This is a genomic window from Nocardiopsis yanglingensis, assembly GCF_045809185.1.
In the GTDB taxonomy this organism is placed as follows: Bacteria; Pseudomonadota; Gammaproteobacteria; order Xanthomonadales; family Xanthomonadaceae; genus Stenotrophomonas; species Stenotrophomonas yanglingensis.
The window spans coordinates 42,964-60,592 of the sequence record NZ_JBJNRH010000019.1 but is presented as its reverse complement, the minus strand read 5'-3'; the positions used below and the strand labels follow the sequence as shown (position 1 = coordinate 60,592).

At 66.8% G+C, this 17,629-nt stretch carries 15 protein-coding genes; 7 read left to right on the top strand and 8 right to left on the bottom strand.

Annotation, left to right across the window (positions count from 1 at the left end):
* Nucleotides 1–366: 366 nt before the first annotated feature.
* From ACJ7C5_RS19170 to ACJ7C5_RS19150, 5 genes are all read right to left on the bottom strand, one after another.
* Entirely contained in the window at nucleotides 367–1,293 is a 927-nt protein-coding gene (locus ACJ7C5_RS19170; protein WP_412704793.1) for a DUF6607 family protein, read from the bottom strand.
* Between the two features lie 73 nt (nucleotides 1,294–1,366).
* A complete protein-coding gene (locus ACJ7C5_RS19165; protein WP_094000397.1) occupies nucleotides 1,367–1,966 on the bottom strand; it encodes a ChuX/HutX family heme-like substrate-binding protein in 600 nt (199 codons plus the stop codon).
* Between the two features lie 4 nt (nucleotides 1,967–1,970).
* A complete protein-coding gene (locus tag ACJ7C5_RS19160) occupies nucleotides 1,971–4,214 on the bottom strand; it encodes a TonB-dependent hemoglobin/transferrin/lactoferrin family receptor (RefSeq protein WP_412704792.1) in 2,244 nt (747 codons plus the stop codon).
* A gap of 153 nt (nucleotides 4,215–4,367) precedes the next feature.
* Complete coding sequence (gene hemP, locus ACJ7C5_RS19155; RefSeq protein WP_005412278.1) at nucleotides 4,368–4,562, bottom strand: hemin uptake protein HemP; 195 nt, start codon at nucleotides 4,560–4,562, stop codon at nucleotides 4,368–4,370.
* 184 nt (nucleotides 4,563–4,746) lie between these two features.
* Entirely contained in the window at nucleotides 4,747–5,718 is a 972-nt protein-coding gene (locus ACJ7C5_RS19150; RefSeq protein WP_094000639.1) for an aldo/keto reductase, read from the bottom strand.
* A 193-nt stretch (nucleotides 5,719–5,911) separates the two neighbouring features.
* Between ACJ7C5_RS19150 and ACJ7C5_RS19145 the strand changes: the two genes are divergently transcribed.
* From ACJ7C5_RS19145 to ACJ7C5_RS19115, 7 genes are all read left to right on the top strand, one after another.
* The gene (locus ACJ7C5_RS19145; protein ID WP_032129935.1) at nucleotides 5,912–7,210 is read left to right on the top strand and encodes a NupC/NupG family nucleoside CNT transporter; all 1,299 of its coding nucleotides are present in this window, start codon (nucleotides 5,912–5,914) and stop codon (nucleotides 7,208–7,210) included.
* A 25-nt stretch (nucleotides 7,211–7,235) separates the two neighbouring features.
* Nucleotides 7,236–8,201: a ribokinase gene (locus tag ACJ7C5_RS19140; RefSeq protein ID WP_094000398.1), complete on the top strand. Its 966-nt coding sequence runs from the start codon at nucleotides 7,236–7,238 to the stop codon at nucleotides 8,199–8,201.
* Between the two features lie 149 nt (nucleotides 8,202–8,350).
* Entirely contained in the window at nucleotides 8,351–8,782 is a 432-nt protein-coding gene (locus tag ACJ7C5_RS19135) for a hypothetical protein (RefSeq protein ID WP_106467097.1), read from the top strand.
* 147 nt (nucleotides 8,783–8,929) lie between these two features.
* Complete coding sequence (gene dusB / locus ACJ7C5_RS19130; RefSeq protein ID WP_412704791.1) at nucleotides 8,930–9,925, top strand: tRNA dihydrouridine synthase DusB; 996 nt, start codon at nucleotides 8,930–8,932, stop codon at nucleotides 9,923–9,925.
* 37 nt (nucleotides 9,926–9,962) lie between these two features.
* Entirely contained in the window at nucleotides 9,963–10,790 is an 828-nt protein-coding gene (locus ACJ7C5_RS19125; protein ID WP_094000400.1) for a methyltransferase domain-containing protein, read from the top strand.
* Between the two features lie 138 nt (nucleotides 10,791–10,928).
* Nucleotides 10,929–12,797, top strand: coding sequence for a DUF7657 domain-containing protein (locus tag ACJ7C5_RS19120; RefSeq protein ID WP_485873435.1), 1,869 nt, complete (start codon nucleotides 10,929–10,931; stop codon nucleotides 12,795–12,797).
* A gap of 8 nt (nucleotides 12,798–12,805) precedes the next feature.
* Nucleotides 12,806–13,804: a glycosyltransferase family 2 protein gene (locus ACJ7C5_RS19115; RefSeq protein WP_094000402.1), complete on the top strand. Its 999-nt coding sequence runs from the start codon at nucleotides 12,806–12,808 to the stop codon at nucleotides 13,802–13,804.
* A gap of 50 nt (nucleotides 13,805–13,854) precedes the next feature.
* Here the strand turns inward: ACJ7C5_RS19115 and ACJ7C5_RS19110 are convergent, their stop codons facing one another.
* From ACJ7C5_RS19110 to olsF, 3 genes are all read right to left on the bottom strand, one after another.
* Complete coding sequence (locus ACJ7C5_RS19110) at nucleotides 13,855–14,913, bottom strand: metal-dependent hydrolase (protein WP_412704789.1); 1,059 nt, start codon at nucleotides 14,911–14,913, stop codon at nucleotides 13,855–13,857.
* 122 nt (nucleotides 14,914–15,035) lie between these two features.
* Nucleotides 15,036–15,836 (bottom strand): UDP-2,3-diacylglucosamine diphosphatase, encoded by an 801-nt coding sequence (locus ACJ7C5_RS19105; protein WP_088024349.1) that lies wholly within the window; start codon nucleotides 15,834–15,836, stop codon nucleotides 15,036–15,038.
* Nucleotides 15,833–17,548, bottom strand: coding sequence for a bifunctional ornithine lipid synthase OlsF (olsF, locus tag ACJ7C5_RS19100; protein ID WP_412704788.1), 1,716 nt, complete (start codon nucleotides 17,546–17,548; stop codon nucleotides 15,833–15,835). Before olsF ends, ACJ7C5_RS19105 begins: the two co-directional genes overlap by 4 nt.
* Nucleotides 17,549–17,629: the final 81 nt, after the last annotated feature.

Here is a 17,629-nt window from a genome sequence, read left to right as displayed (position 1 = left end):
GAGCAAGCTCGGCACCTACCAGGAACGGATATCCGGCACGGCACATCCACACCACGCGTGGATGCGATGTGCGATCACCGGCGAGGAGCGTGCGAGCAAGCTCGGCACCTACCAGGAGCGGATATGCGGCGCGGTAGATCCACGCCATGCGTGGAAGCGGTGTGCAATCGCCGGCGAAGAGCGTGCCGAGCAAGCTCGGCACCTACCAGGAGCGGATATGCGGCACGGTAGATCCACGCCATGCGTGGATGCGGTGTGCAATCGCCAACGAAGAGCGTGCCGAGCAAGCTCGGCACCTACCAGGAGCGGATATGCGGCGCGGCACCTGACCAGAGGATCCGCGCCATGAGTCGAGCATGGCTCGACCTACAGGGCCTTTTCCACGTACTTGGCGAACACGTCGTCGATCTGCTTGTCCTTCACCTTCTTGCCGGCCTGGATCTCTTCGGCCTGGGTGAACATCGGGATGATCATCGCCATGCCGTCGATCTTGGTCTTCAGGTGCACGCCCGGGGCCTGGCCGAGGAAGCCGTCCCAGCGCTGGCGCACCTTTGCCCAGTAACCGGCGGTGGCCTTCCAGTAGTCGCGCGCCGGGGTGAAGTCGACCTCGGTGGTCTTCACGTAGTCGTTGAAGCCGAACTCGCGGGCGATCTCCACCTGGCTGCCATCGGCGTTGCGCTGCACCTTGGTGTTGAACTGCTCGTGGGTCCAGCCGTTCGGGGTCAGCGTGTGGCGGTTGATCACGGCCAGCGCGTTGTAGTCACTGCGCTTGGTGTACTCACGGCGCGGCAGTGGACGCCAGCTCAGGTCGCTGGTCCAGCTCGGCACGTTGTTGGTGTAGGTCCAGGTGCCGGTGCCGCAATAGCGCGGTGCGTCGCTCACTTCGTACACGCACTGGGTCCAGGCGCCCTGGTTCACCGCCGCCGGAATGCTGCGCACCTTCCAGGTCTGGTCGGCACTGAACTCGAAACGGTTCGGTGCTTCGTACACCCAGTCCTGGCGCCAGTGCTTGGTGATGTGGCCGCTCTTCTCGTCCAGCAGCAGGTGCTGCAGCACGATGCGCTTCGGCGTGTCTTCGACCACGATGACCACTTCATTGCCGCCGCTGCGCATCGCCGGCGCACGCTCGTAGCCCGGCTTCAGCAGCACGGTCTCGTCGAACGCGAAGTCCACGGTGTACTCACCCTGCATGGCAAGGATGCTGTCGTGGTCGCGGGCGATATCGGAGGGCTGCGCGCTGGCCACGCCGCTGGCGGCGAGCAGCAGCATGGCGCTGGCTGTCTGGAGCTTCATCAGGGTCTTCCTTCGGGGTTGCAGATTCATTGAGGGGCCATCCGTGGCCAACGGGCGTTCCATCAGGAGAGGGTCACAGGCGGATCAGCGGCAGGTCGCCGGGAATTCGTGGCGCCGGACGCCGGGCGGCGTCGGCACAGCAGCAGTCGTCAATCGCCAGTTCGCCTTCGGCGTTTTCCAGGCGTGCGATGCGGCGTGCGGTGACCGCGCCCAGCGAAGACAGGGTCGACAGGCTGGCAGCCAGGGTGCGCCCGTCGTCGGCGGCATGCAGGCGCAGCGCGCACAGGCGCCAGCGCTGGCCACCGAGATGGCCGGCCAGGCGCCGCCACAGGCGTTCACCGACGCTGCCATCGCTGTCGTGTTCCGGTCCCGGCGGCAACGCGGCCACCAGCCGGTCCCAGGCCAGGAAATCGCTGTCCGGCAGCAGGTACAGGCGCCACACGCAGCGACCGCGGCCATCGAGGAAGCACAGGCTTTCGCGCAGGCCTTCACTGTCCACGCCCTGGCAGGCATGTACACGCACCGCCTGGCGCCAGCCGCCCAGCTCGTTGCCGTCGGCGTGGTACAGGCACAACACGGTGCCGAGCGTGGCCAGCTGTGCCGGGGTTGGCCAGGCCGCGCTGTGCGGCGCGGCGATGGAGTCATTCCTGCGTGCGGACAATGCTCGGCTCATGAGGTCACCAGGAAACGGCAAGGCTGGCGGAGAAGGTGCGGCCCGGGCTGCTGTAGCGATCGCTCAGTGCGCGATTGGTGATCAGGCTCGGGGTGATCGACGACCATTCGATGTAGCGCTTGTCGGCCAGGTTGAACACACCGACATTGAAGGTAGCACCCGGTGCGAAGTTCCAGTGCGCCATCAGGTCCAGCACGCCGTAGCCGGCCGGCTGGTAGACGAACGGCGCCGGTGCGTTCGGATTGGTCTGCTCAGCAGGCGGCGGCAAGCGCTTCTTGCGCTGTACGAAGGTGCCGGCCAGTTCGACGCCCCAGCTGTCGGTGTCGTACATCAGGCCCAGCGTGCCACGCAACGGATCGACCGAGGCCAGCGGTTCGTCATCGGTCCGGTTGTCACCACGCGACCATGCCAACGCACTGCGCAGCGCCCAGCCCTTCAGCGCCGGGCTGAGTTCACCAAATTCGATGCCGGCCTTCATTTCCGCTCCGTAGATCCGCGCATCAGCGATGTTCTGCGACTGGAACACGGTCAAGCCCTGCGCGTTGCGGCCGGTATCGACGTTGGACTCGATGAAATCCTTGTAGTCGTTGTAGTAGCCGCTGACACTGACGTACGCCGCCGGCGCGATGAAGCGCAGGCCCAGTTCGTAGCCATCGCTGGTTTCCGGCTTCAGATCCGGATTGGCGATGGCGGTATAGCGGAAGGCGACATTGGTCAGGCCGATGTTGACGTCGTTGTACGGCGGCGAACGGAAGCCACGCGCATACCCGGCGAACAGCGACCACTGGTCGGTGAAGCGCCAGACCATGCCCAGCTTCGGCGACACGCTGGTCTTCTTCAGCTGCGCTACGGCGGTCGTCGGATTGTCTTCGGCGAAGATGCTGTCCACCTCCGGCTTCAGCTCGTAGCGGTCCACGCGCACGCCCGGCACCAGCGACAGCTTGCCGTCGGCCAGGCGCATTTCATCCTGCGCGTACAGGCCCAACTCGGTGGTCTTGCTGATCGGGAAGTCACGCACCGGGAAGGTGTCCGGGGTAACGGTGTTGCTGACCACACCGGCACGGTTGACCTGGTAGCCGTCGCGCTTCTGGCGGATCTCGGTGCGCGTGCCCTCGAAGCCGTAGGTCAACGCGTGTTCGACCGCACCGGTGCTGAAGGCCTTGTTGAACTGCGCCTGCAGGCCATAGGCATGCTGGTCGAAGGAAAACACGCGGTGACGACGACTGCCGTCGGTGCGGGTTTCGTCGGTCTGCTGCCGGGTTTCGCTGTTCTGCGCATACACCTGCCAATGCAGGCTGTCGGCAAACGGCTGGTCCAGCGCGTCCATTTCGTGGGCGAAGGAGACGCGGGTGCGCTTCTGCGTGTCGTGGGACTTCATGCCAGTGGCGGCAGCGAGCGCGCCGGGGGGCGGCGCAATGCTGGCAATTGCCGAGAGCACGTTGGTATCGGTGGTGTCTTCGTTGCCTTCCACGGTCAGGCGGAAGCGCTGGTCTTCGCTCGGCGCATAAACCAGCTTGCTGAGCAGGCTGCGGCCGTCGCGGTCCTGCGGATTGGACGCGGTGCGGGTGTCGTTGTCGCTGCGCACCGTTCCCTTGTTGTCCGACTCCTGGCCCTGGTGGTGGTTGACGTTGACCAGGCCGCTCCAGTGGTCGCCACCAAAAGCGGCGGTGGCACCGCCGAGCAGGCCCTTCCACTCGCCGTCGTAGCCGAACTTCAGTCCGAAGTAGCTGTTCTTGCCGTCCTTGAGGTAGTCGGCCGGGTCCTTGGTGACGAACGCCACCACGCCGCCCAGTGCATCGGAACCGTACAGCGAGCTGGCCGGGCCGCGCACGATCTCCACGCGCTTGAGCGTATCGAGGTCGGTGAAGTTGCGGTTGGAACTGGCGAACGAACCGATGTCGAACCGCGTCGGCATGACGATGCCGTCGGTCTGGATGCGCACGCGGTTGCCGTCCAGGCCACGGATGCGGAAACCATCCAGGCCGAAGCGGGTCGCGCTGCGGGTAACCGACAGGCCCGGCTCGTAGCGCACCAGATCCTTGATGTCCTGCACCAGGTGCCGGTCCATCTGCTCACGGTCGATGACGTCCACGGTGGCCGCCACGTCACTCACGGCCCGCTCGGTGCGGGTGGCGGTGACCTGCACCCGATCGAATTCGCGCGCATCAGGCGCAGCGGCGGCGGCAGCGTGGGCGGACAGCGGCAAAGCCATCCAGACAGCGAGACACAGGGCGGTATGGCGGGTCATCAGGTTCATTCGGTCAGGCAGGGGAACCCCCGGTTACCGGCACACCCGGAAGGTGCACGCGGTAGACCGAGGGGGAGAGAGCGGGAGCGGACGGGCCGCCCACCCTGTCGGCGCAGCCGGCAGGAGGGAGGGAGGCGGGCGACCAGGCCGCGATTACTTGGTCAGGATCAGCTTGTCGTTGCTGGTGTGCCGCAGACGATAGAAGCGGTCGCCGTGCTGGATCAGGATTTCACGACGGCCCTTGAGCAGGGCTTCGCTGTCGATGACCTCTTCCGGCGGAACGACGCGGACCGGACGATCGCGGAGGGTCAGCGTTTCGGGGCGCAGCAGTACAGGTTGAGCATTCATGAGCATCTGGACTCGTGCGAGGGACGAGTTAAATGATAATGATTCTCAGTTGACAATCAACAACCATTCTCAATTTCATTGATGAGATTAATGATCGAATTCGGAAATTCAATAGACTGCATCAATCAAATATGAGCGCGGCGCCTCCGTAGAGTCGAGCCATGCTCGACTCTACAAAGGGCTGTCAGGCGAAGACGGCTTCGACCTGGGCCCAGCCGGCGGCGTCGACCTGCTCAAGCACGTCCAGTGCCTGCAGGTTCTGCAGCAGCTGGCTGACCCGGCTGGCGCCGAGGATCACGCTGGAGACATTCGGGTTGCGCAGGCACCAGGCAATCGCCAGCGTGGCAGGCGCCTGGCCCAGCGCACGTGCCACTTCGCTGAATCGGCGCACCTGGCCCAGGCGGGCCTCGGCCTCAGCACCCAGCACCAGGTCCTGCAACCACTCCATGCCTTCCCGCCCCAGCCGCGCATCGGCCGGGATGCCCTGGTCGTACTTGCCGGTGAGCAGGCCCGAGGCGAGCGGCGAGAAGATGGTGGTGCCCAGGCCAGCGCCGGCATACAGAGGTGCGTACTCCACCTCCACCCGTTCGCGGTGCAGCAGGTTGTACTGCGGCTGCTCCATCGACGGGCCCTGCAGGTTGCGCGCCTCGGCGATGTCCAGCGCCTGCTGGATCTGCGCCGCCGACCACTCCGAGGTGCCCCAGTAGAGAATCTTGCCCTGCCGCACCAGGGTGTCCATGGCGTGCACGGTCTCGGCGATCGGCGCCTCCGGATCCGGGCGGTGGCAGTAATAAAGGTCCAGGTAGTCCACCCGCAGGCGCTTGAGCGCGGCATGGCAGGCGTCGGTCACGTGCTTGCGCGACAAGCCGCGCTGGGTCGGCCGCGGGTCCTTGGCACTGCCGAAGAACACCTTGCTGGACACGCAGAAGCCGTCGCGTGGCAGGCGCAGGTCGGTGATCACGTCACCCATGACCTGTTCGGCACGGCCGTTGGCATAGCCCTCGGCGTTGTCGAAGAAGTTGACGCCATGATCCCAGGCGGCGGCCACCAGGTTGCGGGCCTCGTCGCGCGGGATCTGGTCACCGAAGGTCACCCAGGCGCCGAAGGACAGGGCGGAAATCGGCAGGCCGGTGGAGCCCAGGCGACGGTATTGCATGCGAATCTCCTGCTGCGGGCCCGCATCCGGGCCGGGATCGAGCCCCATTCTACCTGCCACCGCCAGCCGCAAGCCCTTGCCGTTGCTGGCCTGATCGGCACCGATGGCCGCGCGCACGCTGCTTTTTCTTGCCCCGGCCCCTGCCCTGCACTAGGCTTCCCGTTTTTCGCGACGCCCCAGGGGAGTCACTCACATGGTCGAAGGTTTGGGCAGGATCGGCTTCGGCCTGTTCGGGTTGGCGGTGCTGATCGGCATCACCTGGTTGTTTTCCAATAACAAGCGCGCGGTTGACTGGAAGCTGGTTGCCACCGGTATCACTCTGCAGATCGCCTTTGCGGCGCTGGTGATCCTGGTGCCGGGCGGGCGCGACGTGTTCGACGCGCTGGGCAAGGGCTTCGTCAAGATCCTCAGCTACGTCAACGAAGGCTCGGGCTTCATCTTCGGCTCGTTGATGGATACCAAGAATTACGGCTTCATCTTCGCCTTCCAGGTGTTGCCGACCATCATCTTCTTCTCTGCGCTGATGGGGGTGATGTACCACCTCAACATCATGCAGGGCATCGTGCGCGTGATGGCCTGGTCGATCACCAAGGTGATGCGCGTGTCGGGTGCGGAAACCACCAGCGTCTGCGCCAGCGTCTTCATCGGCCAGACCGAGGCGCCGCTGACCGTGCGTCCGTACATCGCCAAGATGACCCAGTCCGAGCTGCTGACCATGATGATCGGCGGCATGGCGCACATCGCCGGCGGCGTGCTGGCGGCCTACGTGGGCATGCTCGGCGGCGGTGATCCGGCGCAGCAGGCCTTCTACGCCAAGCACCTGCTGGCGGCCAGCATCATGGCGGCCCCGGCCACGCTGGTCGTGGCCAAGCTGCTGATCCCGGAAACCGGCACCCCGCTCACCCGCGGCACGGTGAAGATGGAAGTCGAAAAGACCTCCAGCAACATCATCGACGCGGCTGCTGCCGGCGCCGGTGACGGCCTGAAGCTGGCGCTGAACATCGGCGCGATGCTGCTGGCCTTCATCGCCCTGATCGCGCTGCTGAACGCACCGCTGACCTGGATCGGCGATGTGACCGGCCTGGCCGCCGCCATCGGCAAGCCGACCAACCTGTCGACCATCTTCGGCTACGTGCTGGCCCCGATCGCCTGGGTGATCGGCACCCCGTGGGCCGATGCCACCACCGTCGGTTCGCTGATCGGCCAGAAGGTCGTGATCAACGAGTTCGTGGCCTACACCGAGCTGTCGCAGATCGTGAACGGCCAGATCGCCGGCGTGAGCCTGTCCGAAGAAGGCCGCCTGATCGCTACTTACGCGCTGTGCGGCTTCGCCAACTTCAGCTCGATCGCGATCCAGATCGGCGGCATTGGCGGCCTGGCCCCGGAACGTCGCCACGACCTGGCCAAGTTCGGCCTGCGCGCCGTGCTGGGCGGTACCATTGCCACCTTCATGACGGCGACCATCGCCGGCGTGCTGACGCACTTCAGTTGAACCCTTGGTTGAGAAAAGATTCCCTATGAGCAGCAGTGTCGTTGTCGTCGGTTCCTTCAATGTCGATCACGTGTGGCGGTGTGAGTCGCTGCCGGCACCGGGTGCGACCATTGCCGGCCGTTACAGCACCGGCCCCGGTGGCAAGGGCTTCAACCAGGCCGTGGCAGCCTGCCGCGCCGGTGCCGACACCCACTTCGTCTGCGCGCTGGGCGACGACGCCGGTGGCGCCACCGCCCGCGAGCTGGCCGCGCAGGACGGCTTCGGGCTGATCGCCGAAGCCAGCAGCGAACCGACCGGCACCGCCGGCATCTACGTCGATGCCCGTGGCCGCAACACCATCGTGATCGGCCCGGGTGCCAACGCCGCGCTCAGCACCGACTTCCTGCAACAGCAGCAGGCCCTTCTGACCGGCGCCAAGGTGGTGCTGGTGCAGCTGGAATCGCCGGTGCAGACCATTGAAGCAGCGCTGGCCACGGCCCGCGAGGCCGGCGTCATCACCGTGCTCAACACCGCACCGGCCGACGCCCCTTCGACCATCGGCCTGCTCAAGCTGGCCGATGTGATCACCCCGAACGAGACCGAGTTCGCCGCCCTGCTCGGCCGCCATGTCGGTGAGCGCGTGGATGCCAACGACGTCGCTGCGCTGGATGGCGCCAGCCTGCACGCGCTGTGCCGCAAGCTGGTCGGCAACGGCACCGTGGTGGTGACTCTGGGTTCGGTGGGCGTGTTCGTGTCGCATGCCGACGAGAACCTGCGCGGCGATACCCAGCCGTACTACCGCGTGGGCGCCGAACAGGTGCAGGCGATCGACACCACCGGTGCCGGTGACGCCTTCAACGGTGCGCTGGCCGCGTCGCTGGCGCAGGTGGCCGACGCCCCGTTCGCCCGTCACGTACGCTTCGCCAACCAGTTCGCTGGCCGTTCGACCGAGAAGGAAGGCGCTGCAGCGGCCATGCCGCGCTTCACCCCGGCCGACGCTGAAGCCAAGTAATTCCACGCCATGCGTGGATGAAAGGGCCCGGGTGTGTAGACACCCGGGCTTTTCTTTTGGCCAGTTCCCAGCGGCCGCGACCGCCTGTCGCATTGCCCGCATCCCGCCCCTCACCCACCATCCGCGCAGCTTTCTTGCACGGGCATGACATGGACGGATTCCCCTGGTTGCTGGTTGCCGCCGCCGGCAGTGCCATCGCGGCCTTGCTGCATATCGGCTGCATTGCCTTTGGCGCCCCTTGGTACCGGTGGTTCGGCGCTGGCCCGCGCATGGTCCGGCTGGCGCAGGCCGGGCATTGGTGGCCACCGCTGATGACCGCCGGCATTACAGCCGTGCTGGTGGCCTGGACGCTGTATGCACTGGCGGCCGCGGGCTGGCATTCGCCGCTGCCAGCCAGTCGTCTGGTCCTCTCAAGCATCGCCCTGCTGTTGCTGCTGCGCGCGGCGATGGGCTTCGGGCTGGCGCTGCTCCGGCCCGGCTACAACGGCCGGCGCTTCTGGGTGGTCAGTTCACTGGTCTGCCTCGGCCTGGGGCTGGCCTTCGCGCTGGGTGCCCGCCAGGCCTGGCAGAGCCTGGGGTAGCCGCCTACCATCGCCCGCCCTTGGGGGCGGCGGAAGCAACCGTCAAGCATCTGTTGATGCCGGTACGGCATGAGCTGGGTGCCGATCGGCCTGAACCGAGGCGGGCCTGACACGGCCGTACCGCCGCCCGCGCCCTACAATGGGCGCATGCAGATCGGCCCCTACACCATTGCCCCCAACGTCGTGCTGGCACCCATGGCCGGCGTCACCGACAAGCCCTTCCGCCTGCTGTGCAAACGGCTGGGCGCGGGTCTGGCCGCCTCGGAAATGACCATCAGCGACCCGCGCTTCTGGAACACGCGCAAATCGATCCACCGCATGGACCATGACGGCGAACCGGCCCCGATCAGCGTGCAGATCGCCGGCACCGAGCCGCAGCAGCTGGCCGAGGCTGCACGCTACAACGTGGACCACGGCGCGCAGATCATCGACATCAACATGGGCTGCCCGGCCAAGAAGGTGTGCAACGCCTGGGCCGGTTCGGCACTGATGCGCGACGAGCAGCTGGTGGCGCGCATCCTCGAGGCCGTGGTCAACGCGGTGGACGTGCCGGTCACGCTGAAGATCCGCACCGGTTGGGACTGCGACCATCGCAATGGCCCGTTGATCGCACGCATCGCCGAGGACAGCGGTATTGCGGCACTGGCGGTGCACGGCCGTACCCGCGACCAGCATTACACCGGCCAGGCCGAGTACGCCACCATCGGTGAGATCAAGGCCGCGCTGCGCATTCCGGTGATCGCCAACGGCGATATCGATTCACCGCAGAAGGCCGCCTACGTCCTGAAGGAAACCGGCGTGGATGCGGTGATGATCGGGCGCTCCGCTCAGGGCCGGCCGTGGATCTTCCGCGAAGTGGCGCACTACCTGGCCACCGGCGAGGAACTGCCGCCACCGTCGCTGGCCGAGGTGCGCGACATCCTGCTCGGCCACCTGCACGCGCTGCATGCGTTCTACGGCGAGCCACAGGGCGTGCGCATCGCGCGCAAGCACCTGGGCTGGTATGCCAAGGACCGGCCGGAGAATGCCGCCTTCCGCGCGGTGGTCAACCGTGCCGAGGATCCGGCCAGCCAGATCGCATTGACCAGCGAATACTTCGACCGCCTGATCGCCGGGGAACCGGCACTGTCGTCTGCTGCCTGAGCGTACTGCCACGCTCGACGCTACAAGAGCCCGCCCCATGACCCCGCCGATTTCCTCCCCGACCTACCTGCACGGATTCTCCGGCACCGAGCAGCAGCGCCTGATGACCCAGGCACGGCTGCTGGAATCGAGCATCTTCGGCCAGATCGACTACAGCGGCGCGCGTCGCCTGCTGGAAGTTGGCAGTGGCGTCGGTGCACAGACCGAAATCCTGCTGCGCCGCTTTCCGGAGCTGCACGTGACCGGCGTGGACCTGAGCGAAACGCAGCTGGCCACCGCGCGCGAGAACCTGGCGCGCACGCCGTGGTGCAGCGACCGCTACACCCTGCAGCAGGCCGACGCCGGCGAGCTGCCGTTCGAGGCGCGCAGCTTCGACTCGGCGTTCCTGTGCTGGGTGCTGGAGCACGTGCCGTCACCAGCACGTGTGCTGAGCGAAGTGCGCCGGGTGCTGGCCCCGGGTTCGCCGGTGTACATCACCGAAGTGATGAACGCCTCGTTCCTGCTCGACCCGTATTCGCCGCACATCTGGCGTTACTGGATGGCCTTCAACGATTTCCAGTACGACCACGGCGGCGACCCGTTCGTCGGCGCCAAGCTGGGCAACCTGCTGCTGGCCGGCGGCTTCCGCGACGTGCATACCGAGATCAAGACCATCCACCTGGACAACCGCGAACCGGCACGCCGCAAGACGATGATCGCGTTCTGGGAACAGCTGCTGCTGTCGGCCGCCGACCAGCTGCTGCAGGCCGGCGCGGTGGACGAGGACACCGTGGAAGGCATGCGCCGCGAGTTCCGCCTGGTGCAGAACGATCCCAACGCGGTGTTCTTCTACTCGTTCGTCCAGGGCCGCGCCACGGTGTATTGAGGCCCATCCTCGCCATCGGGCGGCCAGCGGCTCCGGCGGCAACCGGCTAGAATCCCGCAGTCCCGGCCTCGGAACGGCGCGTGCCGGGATCCCCCTCTATTGCCCTCAGGCATCGGTGTGCGGGTACGTCGCGCATGGATGGACCTTACCTGCGAGCGCATGATGAGTGACAGCGGCCGAACGCCTTTCCCCGCCCATGATGCGAGTCCGGGCGGGCTCCTGCCCGGCCAGACGCGCCTGCTCGCCGGAATCGTCGCGCTGTTGTGCGTTCTCTATGTCGCATTCGCGCTGACGCCATCCTCCTACTCGCTGGCCTACGAGTATCTGGGCCTGGCACCACAGCACCCGCTGCTCGGCAGCGCCCGCATGATCCGCAGCGACGAGTGGATCGTGTTCACGCCCTACATCCAGATCGCGGTCAACAACGACTTCGGCCAGATCAACGCGTACTCGCCTTACCACGAGTCGCTGCGTACCTTCCAGGCGCTGCCGCTGCTCGACTGGGGACTGCTGTTCAAGCCCTACCACTGGGCGTTCTTCGTCTTACCCGCAGCGAACGCGTATTCGTTCTTCTTCATGTTCATGGCCATGGCCTTCCTGAGCGGATGGGCCCTGTTCCTGCGCCAACTGCGGATGCCGGTACTGGCCGCAGTGCTGGTTTCGGCCACGCTTTTCTTCGCCCCATTCGTGCAGGTCTGGTGGACCAGCAATGCCGGCGCATTTGCCCTGGCACCCTGGGCCGCCGCAGCCTGGCTGCGCATCGGCAATCGTTGGCTGCGCATCGCGGCCAGCGCGTATGCACTCGCGGCCTGGGTAATCGCGGTCTCCTATCCGCCCTTCATCATCTCCTCGCTGCTGGCCATGGCCGTACTGGTACTCGCCTTCCGCCGCGATGCCCTCACGCTTCCACGACTGATCGATGCCGGCATCGCAGGTGCGATGGCCTTGGCCGTGTTCGTCGGCTATTTCCACGACATCATCCCGATCGTGCGCAACACGGTGTATCCGGGCCAGCGCCAGAGCGCCGGAGGCGGCGTCGGGCTGACGTCCCTGTTCGCGCACGTCTTCCCGAACCTGATGACCTACAGGTTCGCACCGCTGCCGATATTCAAAGCCTCCAACGAGTGCGAGATCGCCGTACTCGGCAGCCTGCTGCCGCTGTTCACGCTGGTGCTTGCCGATGGCGCACGACTGCGCGAATGGGCGCACGGCCACCGCGGCAGCGTGCTGACCCTTGCTGCAGGCGTACTGCTGATCGCCTGCTGGATCTTCCTGCCCGTGCCCGTTCTGGTCGGCAAGCTGACCGGGCTGTCGATGGTGCCCCCTGCTCGCGCGCTGCTGGCGCTCGGCCTGCTGATCAACATCGGCTGCGCAATGATCCTGGTCCGATGCGGCGTGCGCCTGGAGCGCAGGCGTTTGTTGCTGCTGGCTGCGCTGCTGATGATGGGCACCGTGGCCAAGTTCCTGTTCGGCGAAGGCCAGTTCAGCCGCCTGCACAGCGCCGCCGACGCACTGCCCTACCTCTGCCTGGCGGCACTGGCCATTGCCGCCCGCCGCCCAAAGCTGTCGGTGCATGCCGCCAGCCTGGTGCTGGCCACGGCCGCACTGGCCAACCTGCTGGGCAATGGCTTGTTCAACCCTGTGCAGCCTGCCGGACCGATCTTCGCGATGGACCGCGCTGCCGTGCTGGAGGCGCTGCAGGCACAGGGCGCCCGCAAGAATGCCGACGGTGTGCTGGTTGCACCCGGGGCCTACGGCGGGCTGCTGCCCGGCCTCGGCATCCCTGCCGTCAACCACGTGCTGTACCTGCCGCAGATGGGTTACTTCGGCAGGTACTTCCCTGACATGCCGGACAATGAATTCAACTTCACCTTCAACCGCTATCACCACGTTGCGGTGGCGACCGATGGCGATGCCCCCCGTGTGCTGCAGGGAGACCAGGTGGTAGTACCGGCCACGGTTCTGCTGGCACCGCCGTCGCTTCCTGCAGATGGCACGCTACAGTGAGCCCCACCATGAATGTCGCAGCTCACGCCCTTGCCTCACCCCGCATCGCCGTGGTGATTCCCTGCTACAAGGTGACCCGCCACGTGCTGGCGGTGCTGGCCGCGATCGACCCGGTGGTGACCGCGATCTACTGCGTGGACGATGCCTGCCCCGATGGCAGCGGCCGGCTGATCCAGGCCGAAGCGAACGACCCGCGCATCACCGTGCTGTTCCATCCGCACAACCGCGGCGTCGGCGGCGCCATCAAGACCGGTTACCGCGCGGCGATCGCCGATGGCATGGACATTCTGGTCAAGGTCGATGGCGACGGGCAGATGGACCCGGCACTGCTGATGGACTTCGTCGCGCCCATCGCCGACGGCCACGCCGACTACACCAAGGGCAACCGCTTCTGGAACCTGACCCACATCCGCCGCATGCCCCCGGTGCGACGGCTGGGCAACCTGCTGCTGTCCTTCATGACCAAGGCCTCATCCGGGTACTGGCAGGTGTTCGATCCGACCAACGGCTACACCGCCATCCATGCCAAGGTTGCCAGCCACCTCAAGCTCGATGCGGTCAGCGACCGCTACTTCTTCGAGACCGACATGCTGTTCCGCCTGAACACCGTGCGCGCCGTGGTGCAGGATGTGGCGATGGATGCGCACTACGCCGACGAGACAAGCAACCTGCGCATCGGCCGCGTCCTGGGCGAATTCACCTTCAAGCACCTGCGCAACACGCTCAAGCGCATTGCCTACAACTATTTCCTGCGTGATCTCAGCATCGCCTCGCTGGAGCTGATCGCCGGCAGCAGCCTGCTCGCCTTCGGCGGGCTGTTCGGGCTATATCACTGGGTGCGATCGGCGCAGGCCGATGTGGCTACGCCGGTGGGCACGATCATGATCGCCATGGTCGCGCTGATTTCCGGGCTGCAGTTCCTGCTGGCGTTCGTCGGTTTCGATATCGCCAACGTGCCGCGCCAGGTGCTGAACCGTTCGATCAAGCTCAACCGCCTTCCGCAGTAGAGCCATGCCATGCGTGGCTGTTGTTCGCGCCATCCATGCATGGCGTGGATCTATGGGTGCGCGGCACCGGTCGCGGAGGCTGCCGGCTCGTGCCAGATGCGCTGCCACATCGCGGCAAGCCGGCGCCCGGCGTCGGCGCGCGCGGCGGGACTGCTGTAATCCGCCCGCACCTGCTCGGGCGTGATTGGCCGCCACTGCCCGTCGACCTGCTCGGCCACGACAAAGTTGAACGTGTAGTCCGGCTCCAGCCCCATGCGCAGGTCGCTCAGCACCAGCCGCCCGTCCACCACCTGCGCACGCATGAAGCCACGGTTGAACCACGTCAGCTGCTGCACCGCCGGGATGCCTCCTGCTTCACGGAAGGCCTGCACGTTGGACGCGTGGCCTTCGAACTGCATCGGCCCGTGGTCGGCCACCAGCGAGCGGTCGCCCACCACGTAGCCGGTCGGCGTCATCGCCACCACCCGCCACAGCAGGGTGTTGAACGGCATCGGCACCGAGAAGCGCGGTGCATCGCCCAGGCCCATCGCCGCCAGGCTCTGCTGCGCGGCACGGTCGACCTGGGCCTTGGCGATCAGGCCCCAGCCCAGGTAGGCACTGCTGACCAGCAACGCCACACCCAACACCTTGCCTGCCCAGGACCGAGCGCGGCCGAACCAGGCCAGCACGCAGCCCAGCAGCAGCCACACCGTGTAGCCGGGATCGATGATGAAAACGCTGGAGCCCATGGTCGGGTGTGGCCGCAACGGCCACCACAGCTGGGTGCCGTAGACGGTGAACGCATCCAACAGCGGATGGGTGACCAGCGCCAGCTGGATCGCCCAGAACCAGCGCACCGGCGATTGCGCGACGCGGCCGTTGCCGAAGCGCTTGAACAACCACCAGACCAGTGCAGCCACCCAGGGCAGCACCAACAGCGAATGGCTGAAGCTGCGGTGCTCGATCATGTTCGCCACCGGGTCGGCGGCGGTGAAGCCGAGCCACAGGGCGTCGAGGTCCGGCAGGGTGCCAAGCGCCGCACCGGCCAGCAGGGCCGCGCGGCGATGGCCGGGCGGGGCGATGGCGGCAGCGACGGCGCCGCCGAGCACGATCTGGGTCAATGAATCCATCGGCCGATGCTAGCGCGATGACCACACGTTTGTGGGGTCTTCGTAGAGCCGAGCCCATGCTCGGCTGCTCTTCGTTGCGTGTAACGGCAGCCGAGCGTGGGCTCGGCTCTACAAAAGGCAGGCTACGCCGCCTGCGACATCCGCGCGCCCGGCAGCTCCACCAGAGTCTGGCCGTTGTGGTCGAGCAGGCGCAGCGCGCCATCGTGGTCTTCGGCCAGTGCGGTCAGGCTCTCCACCCAGTCACCGTCGTTGGCATAGACCAGGCCATCGCGTTCAATCAACGCAGCGCGGTGGATGTGGCCACAGACGATGCCATCCAGTCCGCGCCGGCGCACGTCGTCCAGCCCGGCCTGCACGAAGCGCTCGATGTAGCGTTCGGCGGCACCGCTGCGCTTCTTCAGGAACTCCGACAGCGACCAGTAGCGCATGCCCAGCACGCGCCGCACCGCGTTCAGCGCCTGGTTGCCGGTGAGGATCCGGTAGTACAGCCAGTCGCCGAACTTTTCCTGCAGGCCACCGAAGTGGGTCACGCCGTCGTACTCGTCGCCGTGTGCGACCAGCAGCCGGCGGCCATCGGCGGTCACGTGGATGGCACGGCGGCGCACCTGCATTGCCGGCAGCATCAGTCCGCACACCTGCCGCAGCGAGGCGTCGTGGTTGCCGGGAATGTAGACGATCTCGGTGCCTGCACGGCGCAGCGCATGCAGGGCCTGGATGACTTCGCTGTGCGACTGCCGCCAGTTGGCGCGGCGATGCGCCATCCACCACAGGTCGATGATGTCGCCGACCAGATACAACCGTTCGCAGCGCAGCTGCGAGAGGAACCGTGCCAGCTCGGTGGCATGGCAGTGACGTGAACCCAGGTGCACATCGGAGACGAACACTGCGCGCCGGTGCGGCGACAGGTTCGCCAGCGCGCTCATGCCGGCGTCCCCGCGTCGCGCAGGTAGCGTTTGCGCTTGTTCGGCCGGATCGCGCACAGGTCCACTTCAATCAGGCCGTCGATCGAATCACTGAAGTCCGGGTCGACACCGAAGGCGAGGAAGCGGGCACCACCGGGTTCGCACAGATCGGTGTACTGGCGGTACAGCGTTGGTACCCCCGTGCCGAGTGCGGCCAGGTTGGCCTTGAGCACATCGAACGCGGCGCCTGCATCCAGCTCGCCGAAACTCGGCGGCGCGACGAAGTACTGGAACGGCCGGTTCGATTCGGCCAGGCCTGCGCTACCGCTGTAGTAGCGCTGGTAGTACGCCACCAGCTGCTCGCGTGCATCACGTGGCAGTGCCGCGCTGATCGACACCGCGCCGAACAGGTAGCGGATGCCCGGCCGGCACTGCAGGTAGGCACCGATACCCTGCCACAGGTAATCCAGGCTGCGGCTGCCCCAATAGTCGGGCACCACGAAGCTGCGGCCCAGTTCCAGGCCTTCGGCGATGTGGGTGATGGCATCGTCGGAATAGCGGAACAGCGACGCGCTGTAGAGCCCGGACAGGCCGTGCCGGGCCAGCGCATGGGCGCCGCGCATGATCCGGTACGCGCCGGCAATGCGCTGCGCGGCCGCGTCCCAGATCACGATGTGCTCGTACCGCGGGTCGTAGTCGTCCAGGTCACGGCTGCGCCCGGTGCCCTCACCCACCTGGCGGAAGGTCAGTTCGCGCAGGCGACCCAGCTCCAGCAGCAGAGGTGAATCGGCGGTACAGGTGGCCAGCAGGATCTGCTTGCCATCGGCGGTCTGGCCCAGCTGCGTGGCCGCGGCGATGCCGGCGGCTACCTGCGAGGGCGGCACCGGGGCGGCCAGCGGCTCCGGGCCTGCGCAGGCAGCGGCATTGCCGGCCGCGCCATTGCGGCCCAGCGCATACAGCGCGCGGCGTACCGCCAGCAGCTGTGCGCCCGGGTCACCGCCCTTGCCCAGCTGCATCGGCTCACCGATGCTCAGCCGCAGCGGACGACCACGACGGGTGAACATCTCGCGCGCCAGCAGCGCGGTACCGGCCGGCTTGAACAGGGTCGAGGCGCCGTAGAACAGCGCCGAGTTGCGCGCTTCCACACGCACCGGCAGCACCGGCGCACCGGCAGCGCGGGCAAAGCGGACGAACCCGCGCTGCCAGCGGCCATCACGGATGCCGCGCAGCGACAGCCGCGAGACCTCGCCGGCCGGGAACACGATCACACACTGCTCGGCGGCCAACGCCTCCTCAACCGCATGCAGGCTGCCGCGCTGCGCCTTGCCGCCAAGGATGCGCACCGGCAGCAGCAGGTCCTGCAGTGGCGCGATCGCCCCCAACAGATCGTTGGCCACGATCCGCACATCGCGGCGGATGCGGCCGACCGCGTCCAGCAATGCGAGGGCGTCCAGCGCCCCGGAGGGGTGGTTGGCGACGATCAGCAGGCGGCCGGTGGCGGGAATCTTCGCCAGCGCGGCCGGGTCCACCTGGTACTGGCCATCGATGAATTCCAGGCCGGCGGCGACGAAGCCGAATCCGCGCAATCCTGCACTGCGCTGCAGGAACGCTTCGATCTGGTCCAACCGCGACCAGCGGCCGACGCTGCGCAGCAGCGGCCGCGCCAGCTGGCCTCGACGGCCATGGAACCAATCGGGGAAGCGTTGCTGGAGGCGCTGTTCGAGTTCCTGCATGGCGAGTTCGCTCGTGCCCGGCGGCCGGATTGGCCGACAGCCTGCGCCCGGCAGGCGGCAGCCAGATGGCGGTTTTGGGGC

Excerpts from the sequence above, each read along its gene's own strand:
- ACJ7C5_RS19125 (WP_094000400.1), top strand. The coding sequence starts at position 9,963 with ATGACCCCGCCGATTTCCTCCCCGACCTACCTGCACGGATTCTCCGGC.
- ACJ7C5_RS19150 (WP_094000639.1), bottom strand. The coding sequence starts at position 5,718 with ATGCAATACCGTCGCCTGGGCTCCACCGGCCTGCCGATTTCCGCCCTG.
- dusB (WP_412704791.1), top strand. The coding sequence starts at position 8,930 with ATGCAGATCGGCCCCTACACCATTGCCCCCAACGTCGTGCTGGCACCC.
- ACJ7C5_RS19120 (WP_485873435.1), top strand. The coding sequence starts at position 10,929 with ATGGACCTTACCTGCGAGCGCATGATGAGTGACAGCGGCCGAACGCCT.
- ACJ7C5_RS19105 (WP_088024349.1), bottom strand. The coding sequence starts at position 15,836 with ATGAGCGCGCTGGCGAACCTGTCGCCGCACCGGCGCGCAGTGTTCGTC.
- ACJ7C5_RS19140 (WP_094000398.1), top strand. The coding sequence starts at position 7,236 with ATGAGCAGCAGTGTCGTTGTCGTCGGTTCCTTCAATGTCGATCACGTG.
- ACJ7C5_RS19165 (WP_094000397.1), bottom strand. The coding sequence starts at position 1,966 with ATGAGCCGAGCATTGTCCGCACGCAGGAATGACTCCATCGCCGCGCCG.
- ACJ7C5_RS19135 (WP_106467097.1), top strand. The coding sequence starts at position 8,351 with ATGGACGGATTCCCCTGGTTGCTGGTTGCCGCCGCCGGCAGTGCCATC.
- ACJ7C5_RS19160 (WP_412704792.1), bottom strand. The coding sequence starts at position 4,214 with ATGACCCGCCATACCGCCCTGTGTCTCGCTGTCTGGATGGCTTTGCCG.
- ACJ7C5_RS19110 (WP_412704789.1), bottom strand. The coding sequence starts at position 14,913 with ATGGATTCATTGACCCAGATCGTGCTCGGCGGCGCCGTCGCTGCCGCC.
- ACJ7C5_RS19170 (WP_412704793.1), bottom strand. The coding sequence starts at position 1,293 with ATGAAGCTCCAGACAGCCAGCGCCATGCTGCTGCTCGCCGCCAGCGGC.
- olsF (WP_412704788.1), bottom strand. The coding sequence starts at position 17,548 with ATGCAGGAACTCGAACAGCGCCTCCAGCAACGCTTCCCCGATTGGTTC.
- ACJ7C5_RS19115 (WP_094000402.1), top strand. The coding sequence starts at position 12,806 with ATGAATGTCGCAGCTCACGCCCTTGCCTCACCCCGCATCGCCGTGGTG.
- ACJ7C5_RS19145 (WP_032129935.1), top strand. The coding sequence starts at position 5,912 with ATGGTCGAAGGTTTGGGCAGGATCGGCTTCGGCCTGTTCGGGTTGGCG.
- hemP (WP_005412278.1), bottom strand. The coding sequence starts at position 4,562 with ATGAATGCTCAACCTGTACTGCTGCGCCCCGAAACGCTGACCCTCCGC.